The sequence below is a fragment of the Vibrio sp. V03_P4A6T147 genome, from assembly GCF_002241085.1.
Taxonomy (GTDB): domain Bacteria; phylum Pseudomonadota; class Gammaproteobacteria; order Enterobacterales; family Vibrionaceae; genus Vibrio; species Vibrio anguillarum.
This window is the reverse complement of the sequence record NZ_NDIO01000395.1, coordinates 1-5402: the sequence shown is the minus strand read 5'-3', so window position 1 is coordinate 5402 and position 5402 is coordinate 1. Positions and strand designations below refer to the sequence as shown.

Below are 5402 nucleotides of genomic sequence, written 5' to 3'. Positions count from 1 at the left end.
GTACTTGAGCGAGCGGGTTACGCATTTCATGCGCAATTGAATTCGCTAATGCACGACTTTGGCAGACACGTCTATCCGCTTCAATAATACTTTGTATTCGGGTTAGCAAGGTTTGAAGTGCAGCGATTTCTTCATTAGAAAACATCTGATTATTGATTTTGTGTGGCGAGATCAATAAATGTGTGACCAATTTGCTGTGGCCAAACAGTGGCATAACCAAGGCCGTATTGTTTGAGCTCATTTTGTCATAAAGGGCTTTGATCGAGTTTTTTGCTGCGGTTTTGTTGTCTAATTTTTCAAACAATTCATCAAACACTAGTGCGGTTTGTTTGGATGAAAGGTAACGTTCGTAGACGGTTTCGTTATAGTTACTATTAACGAACTGCAGCTTATCATCGGCGATGTACAATAATTGGCTTAAGCGGCGCATCGCATCATCAATTGACCGCTTGAAATCGTCTTCTAAAGCGAGAATTTGCTCTACAGGAGTCTGCTGATTGCCGTAAATGAGTAAAGAGGCGTAACGACTCAAGCGTTTGTAGAGTGGATTCCAAGTAATACCAATAAGCGCACAGAGTGGTATTGCAATCAACCATTGGTTGCTGTCGGTGAGAGGTATGAAGATTGCGCCGAGCGGTATGAATAAAACCCCACATACTAACGCAGTATTGAGACACAGGTAAGCAAGGTATTTCACACTGTAGAAGCGTGAAGTGATAAGAGCATAGCCAACAAACATCATTTCGCTGATGGAGAGTGCCGGAGGTAGCCAAGAGAGTGAGAAATCTTGAAAGAAAAAGGTGATTCCTATGTGGATAACTAGTGTTGAAAGCATGTATACCAATATACCTGCGATAATATAATTGGTTTTGGCCAGTGCTAACTTACTACTATTGGTTCGCATTACGACCAAGTTGAATAACGTCAGTATCACTGAACATAGCATGGCATTAAAGAAGTAAGGTGTATGGGGCCCAAATTCAATGACAAACTCGCTCGGTCCGACAATATCAACATGTTTCACCGTGAGGTTAGATTGCAAGTTAATAAGTACGGAGTAGGCCGCTATAGTAATAAATATCAGCCGTTGCCAAAGGTGTACTTTGCCTTTTCTTTGTTCGGCAGAGAGCTGACATGAGAAATAGTAGGCAAAAACAAATGCAAGGGATGCAGAAATATTGGCAATTTCTGCCATAAAGATTGCTCTATTTACACCAAGCTCAACTAGCCAATCAGTATGGAAATATGCATTACTTCCTATCCAAGCGATGATACACGAGGAATAAGCGATGTAGGAGGCGTGGTGTGTGCCAAAAATTACTTCATTTTTTTGTTTAAGACGATAGCAATAGTAAGTTAACCAAACGAGCACCATGGCTACTGCTGCGATAAGCGTTATCGCTTTGGGATAGAGAATTGGATCTAAGTTGAGGTTAAGCATACTCTTTCTCTTTCCTTTTGGTTAAATCGTACTTCCTACGCTGAGAAACTGCATGTCGATAGTCACGAAAATTGGTATCACTGAAAACCTTATCCATCCTTTCAATCATCCAGAATCCACGATAACTTTGTTTTCCGTTATTATTTAAGTCGTTATATCCAGAACGGAAATACGATTTTGGTTCGATAGTTTGATAAAAATTGAGTATGAAAGGTTGTTCGATAATGGTGAAACCAATTTTATACCCCATTTGATTTAGTATTTGGATGAGCTTTTTTTGAGCAAGGTAGAGAAAATAGAGCTTTTGTTGAGCGTTACCACTGACGGTTAAACGCAGCACTTCACAGACCGCTTGCGTACCAGTCAATTGTCGCCGAAATTGATGATCGAATTCTGGGAGAGAGTCGCATTTCGACAATGCTGGTTTGAAAAGCTGTAATTCCATCAAAACATCGTAACTATGATCGGGTAAACAGAATTGCCACTGTTCGTTACTGAATTGCTGTGCGTAACTAAGCCAAGTCTGATTTACTGACCAATCTTGTACCAACATTGAAGCGACCAGTGTGGGAGATGCTTCGTTATCAGGATGCTTGAGTAAAACAAAGTGCTTCCCTTTTTGTGATAAGGACAATAAAGGCAGCATCTCGTACCACTTTTCGCCTTTAATAAATAGCTCAAGATTGCTCAAGGTGATCGCATCTTTGATAGGCATTTTTTGCGGGTGACTGGGCATTGTGACCCAAAGTTCAGAATCCTCTATCTGGTCGATCAAAAAACCACGGTAGGCACAGTCTTTAAGTGGCAGTTCGATACGAGGAGGAGTATCCGCTTCGATAGGGAATAGTGTTTTCATAGCCGCAATTTCGCATTCACACCAGAAATCTAGCCAATGCGAATAACACTCGCTGACGGCTTGCTCAAGATGTGCTATCTCTTCACCTAATGTATTCGGATAGCGCCGGATGAGTTCTCGGTAGTCCATCAATTCAAACAGTACTGAGAAGCTTTTATTGTGATGTTCAGGAAATAGGTTGAGTAATTGGTTTTTGCGGTGATCTGTAACGGCGCGAAAAAGATCAGCCCGTTGCTGTGGTTGATAAGTATTGATGACGAACTCTACCAGAGCCCGCTGTTTTTTTTCAATAGGCAGACTGCTTGTCAGCCGCGAGCCTAAAGATGATATTATTTTCATAGAGTTAACCTAGCCTAGGTTTATTTAATTATTTAAGTATTTTTTATTAGTTTTATTAGATAGGCTCCAGTAAATGAGACTTTGATTTAGGAGGGTATTTGGCGTCACGTCAGTTAGTAGCAGTAACCGCGATTTTATTTGTACCTAACATCCTAAGTACCAGTTGCATATCCGCAGCAAGTTTACTACTTGCACTTACCCTCCACAACAGCGTTTTATAATAAAAGCCTTCCGAAGAAGGCTTTATCTATATGGTTAATTTATCAATTATTATCGTATCAATAGCATCGGTACGCTTGATTCGGCTAAGAGCCGAGTGGTGTTACTACCAACAAAAAACTGACGAAGTTTAGAGTGTCCAAACGCGCCCATGACGATCATGCCAAGTTGGTTTTGTTGTTGGTACTGAAGAATCGCCTTATGAACTTCGCCAGATAAGCACGCTTCCATAACGTGAACACCGTTCGCACATAATTTCTCGGCGGCAGCTTTAAACGCGCTCGCTTTATCGTGGTTATCTTCCACCATCACCAAATGGCACTCCAGCCCTTTTAGCAGCGGTGTTTTAATCGCTTTATCCACTAATTTTTGGCTGATTTCGCTACCATCAAAGGCTAATAGATAACTTTGTGGTGGCGTAAAATCACCCGTTGCCACTAAGGTGTGCGACTTCATTGTACGCACGATACTCTCTAATTGAGATCCAACAGCCATGGCGTCGTTTTGGTGCACTTCACCTGATTTACCGACCACCAATACACGAATTTCGTTTTCAAGATCAAGCAAAGTCTCCAGCAGGTTGCCGTGCTTTTGCAGTTTATGCACATCTTGTAAACCTTGTTCATGAGCTTTGGTTTCTAGCTCATTGAGTAACGCTTTACCGTGCCTTAAGGCCAGTTTAGAACGCTTTTCGTCTAGTTCAATAAGCTCTTTCAACAGCTGCTCTCGGCTGCCTAAACCGATATTACCAGATAACTCACTTTCAGTTTGATTGGCCGCTTTATCAAGTACGTGCAGTAAGGTTAATGGTGCGTGTAAGCTTTTGGCGGCCCACACGCTTAAATTGGCGACCGACTGTGAATAAATCGATCCATCGATGCAAGCAAGAATATTGGTCATAATCTGTTCCTTAATGTCCGCCCATCAGCTTTTCAACTTCTTCTGGCTTACCATGCACGCCGAATTTATCGACAATCGTTGCTGTTGCTTCATTCATACCGATGATGTTTACATCGGTCCCTTCGCGTCGGAATTTGATAACAGCACGATCTAGCGAAGAAACCGAAGTAATATCCCAAAAGTGCGCTGCAGAGAGGTCGATAGTGACACGCTCTAAGACCTCTTTGAAGTCAAACGCGTTCATAAATTGATCTGACGAAGCAAAGAAGACTTGCCCAACAACACGATAGGTACGCTCTTCTCCATTTTCAGAGAGTTCACTTTTAACCACCATGAAGCGGCCAATTTTGTTAGCAAAGAAAAGAGAAGCAAGCAGCACGCCGACACCGACACCGATCGCTAAGTTATGGGTTGCAACCACAACAACGACGGTCGCGATCATCACGATGCTGGTAGAAAGTGGGTGAGTTTTGAGATCCTTTACCGAACTCCAAGAGAAGGTCCCAATGGAAACCATGATCATGACCGCCACTAAAGCCGCCATCGGGATGAGCTTGAGCCAATCACTTAAAAACACCACCATGATGATCAGTAGAATACCGGCGCAAAAAGTAGAGAGCCTGCCGCGTCCGCCGGATTTAATGTTGATGATCGATTGACCAATCATCGCACAACCGGCCATGCCGCCAAGAAAGCCAGTGGCAATATTGGCGATACCTTGGCCTTTACATTCGCGATTTTTATCACTGCTGGTATCGGTTAAATCGTCAACAATGGTTGCTGTCATCATTGATTCTAATAAACCGACAACGGCCAATCCGGCTGAATAAGGAAATATAATCCATAAGGTTTCAAGGTTGAGCGGAACATCTGGCCATAAAAATATCGGTAAAGTATCTGGTAATTCACCCATATCGCCCACAGTGCGAATATCAATGCCAAAGCTGATAGCAATCAGAGTTAAGGCGATAATGCACACTAATGGCGAAGGTAGCAATTTGCCAACCACAGGAACGTAGGGGAATAGGTAGATAATCGCCAGCCCACCGAGTGTCATGGCGTAAACGTGCCATGTTACATTGGTCAGCTCTGGTAATTGCGCCATAAAAATCAGAATCGCCAGCGCGTTAACAAACCCCGTCACGACCGAACGTGATACAAAACGCATCAAATCGCCCAGTTTGAGGTAACCGGCCAGTATTTGTAGAACCCCGGTCAAAACAGTGGCTGCCAGTAGATATTGCAAGCCATGCTCTTTGACTAAAGTGACCATCAACAACGCCATTGCTCCAGTGGCTGCTGAGATCATGCCGGGTCGTCCACCGACAATTGAAATGATCACGGCAATACTGAATGAAGCGTAAAGGCCGATTTTAGGGTCTACACCTGCGATGATAGAAAAGGCTATTGCCTCAGGAACTAATGCTAACGCAACGACAGTGCCAGCTAGAACATCCCCTCGCACATTGGAAAACCAATCGCGCTTAATATTTTGTAGCATACTTGATCTCTAAAAAATGAAATAAAAAGGTGAGTTGTGAGAGGTAAAGATCAATCTAGGGCGGCGTAAGCAGCAATCGCAACGTCTCTTAGTTGATTTTTAAAATGTGATCCTAATCATTGATGTGGTATAGGTCAACCAAACGA

The 5402-nt window shown here is 42.9% G+C and carries 3 protein-coding genes and 1 pseudogene; all 4 read right to left on the bottom strand.

The window, feature by feature from the left end; all coding sequences use genetic code 11:
- Positions 1-1441: pseudogene (locus B9J84_RS15050) on the bottom strand (hybrid sensor histidine kinase/response regulator); the annotation flags it as partial.
- Positions 1434-2636, bottom strand: a complete 1203-nt coding sequence (gene vanM, locus B9J84_RS15045) for an acyl-homoserine-lactone synthase VanM (protein WP_094124476.1) — start codon at positions 2634-2636, stop codon at positions 1434-1436. The pseudogene B9J84_RS15050 and the gene vanM, both read right to left, overlap by 8 nt.
- A 270-nt stretch (positions 2637-2906) precedes the next feature.
- Positions 2907-3755: a universal stress protein gene (locus tag B9J84_RS15040; protein ID WP_094124475.1), complete on the bottom strand. Its 849-nt coding sequence runs from the start codon at positions 3753-3755 to the stop codon at positions 2907-2909.
- 10 nt (positions 3756-3765) lie between these two features.
- Entirely contained in the window at positions 3766-5256 is a 1491-nt protein-coding gene (locus B9J84_RS15035) for a SulP family inorganic anion transporter (protein WP_017048956.1), read from the bottom strand.
- Between the last annotated feature and the right edge of the window lie 146 nt (positions 5257-5402).

Coding starts and splice junctions, on each gene's coding strand:
- vanM (WP_094124476.1), bottom strand. CDS start 2,636: ATGAAAATAATATCATCTTTAGGCTCGCGGCTGACAAGCAGTCTGCCT.
- B9J84_RS15035 (WP_017048956.1), bottom strand. CDS start 5,256: ATGCTACAAAATATTAAGCGCGATTGGTTTTCCAATGTGCGAGGGGAT.
- B9J84_RS15040 (WP_094124475.1), bottom strand. CDS start 3,755: ATGACCAATATTCTTGCTTGCATCGATGGATCGATTTATTCACAGTCG.